The sequence below is a fragment of the Desulfovirgula thermocuniculi DSM 16036 genome, from assembly GCF_000429345.1.
Classification (GTDB): domain Bacteria; phylum Bacillota; class Desulfotomaculia; order Desulfotomaculales; family Desulfovirgulaceae; genus Desulfovirgula; species Desulfovirgula thermocuniculi.
In genome coordinates this window covers 1-1,597 of the sequence record NZ_AUBR01000122.1, presented here as the reverse complement: position 1 = coordinate 1,597, position 1,597 = coordinate 1, and the positions used below count along the sequence as shown (strand labels likewise).

2 protein-coding genes are annotated in these 1,597 nt (G+C 70.8%); both read left to right on the top strand.

The annotated features are described in order from the left end of the window. The coding region (locus G454_RS19725; RefSeq protein ID WP_211230128.1) for an LCP family protein at window positions 1-677 on the top strand (677 nt) is incomplete at its 5' end. A 36-nt stretch (window positions 678-713) separates the two neighbouring features. Next, window positions 714-1,597 (top strand): NUDIX domain-containing protein (locus G454_RS19720; protein WP_035108127.1); only part of this gene is annotated, 884 nt, incomplete at its 3' end.

The following is a 1,597-nucleotide window of genomic DNA, read 5'->3' as shown; positions in this document are numbered from 1 at the left end:
ACACGCTGGCGGAAATACCCGGACACGGCAGAGACAAGATCAACTCCGCCTGCGCCCTGGGCGGGCCGGAACTGGCCAGGGAGGCGGTCTCCCGGCTGCTGGGCGTGGAAGTGGACCGCTACCTCGCCTTCCGGTGGGAGGGCTTCGTGCGCGCCGTCGACTTTCTCGGCGGCGTCGAGCTGGAGGTGGAGAGCGACATGCGACACCACGATTCCTCCGCGGGGGCGCTCTCGGAGATAGACCTCAGGGCCGGGCATCAGAGGCTGGACGGCCTGCGCGCCCTGCAGTATGCCCGCTGGCGGGGCGACGGCAGGGGCGACATCGGCCGCGTGGAAAGGCAGCAGAAGCTCCTGAAGGCCCTGGCCGCGCAGGCGCTGAGGCCGGAGAACCTGCCGCGGTTGCCGCTGGTGGCGGCCGAGGTGCTGCGCTGTTGCGACACCGACCTGCCCGCCACCGAAACGCTGGCCCTCCTGGGGGCTGCCCTGGCGAGGGGGATTCCAGCTATAGGAGTTGCCACCCTGCCTGGCAGGGCGGAGACGATAGGCGGCGTGAGCTACTGGGTGGTAGAGGGGCGGGAGGCGAAGCAGTTTGCGGAGAATTTTCTATATGGCCTGGGGGCGGACGCCGCACGCCCATCTCACAGCAACATCTCCCCCGTTTCAGGGGGGCAAGTATAGTCAAAGACAGTCAAAGTCAGAGGAGGCGCTGTCACCGTGCTATGGAACTGCACGGAGGCCGTACTCCGTGAACTTTTGCCCGAAGTACTGGGAGAATTCCTCAAGAGGAATCCGGGGGCCTGCATGTGCCCGCGGTGCACCGAGGACGCGCTGGCCGAGGCACGAAAGGGGAAGGGAGCCTTGGTTTCCTACCTGCCGTTGAAGAAGTTAGATGTCGTGGTCGAGTTCGGCGGCCTTACGGGGGACTGCCTGGCCCTCTCACGGCTCTCCGTGGGGCCGGGCGGGCGCGCCGAACTGGTACTGACCCCGGCCTGTTTCGTGCGGTTCGCGGTCGAGGCCAACCTCGGGGAAGCCTCCGGGCGGCCGGGCACGTGGGAGGACGCCGCGGGCAAACCCCTGGCGGTGAGCGTGCTGGTGCACGCGGGGGGTAGGGTGCTGGCCCTGAAGAGGAGGGAGCACCTGGCCGTGCAGAGCGGCCTCTGGACGGCCAGCGTAACGGGCACGGCAGTCCCGGCCGACGCGGCGGGTCCCGACCCGCTGGCGGCGGCTGCCCTGCGGGAACTGAGGGAGGAGGTCGACCTCGCCGCGGGGGACGGCGAGCTCTCCTTCCGGGGCCTGGCGCTGGCGCCGGGCAAGGCACAGGCCGTGGCGCTGTTTGAGTTCGCCGCGTCCCTGCCGCCGGAGGGCCTGCTTGCCCGCGCCCTTTCCTGGTCCCGCTTCGGGGAGGAGCACGCCGGGGCGGAGGTCCTGCCGCCGGAGCGCGCCCTGGAACTGCCCCTCAGTCCGGTGTCGCGGCTGGCCGTGGGCCTCCTGCTGGGCGCGCCCCCGCCGCCGGGGCACTACCGCCTGGCCGAGCGCGAGAGGGAGGCCCTGCGGCGGCTGGCCTCGCTCGACCCCCTCACGGGCCTGCTCAACGGGCG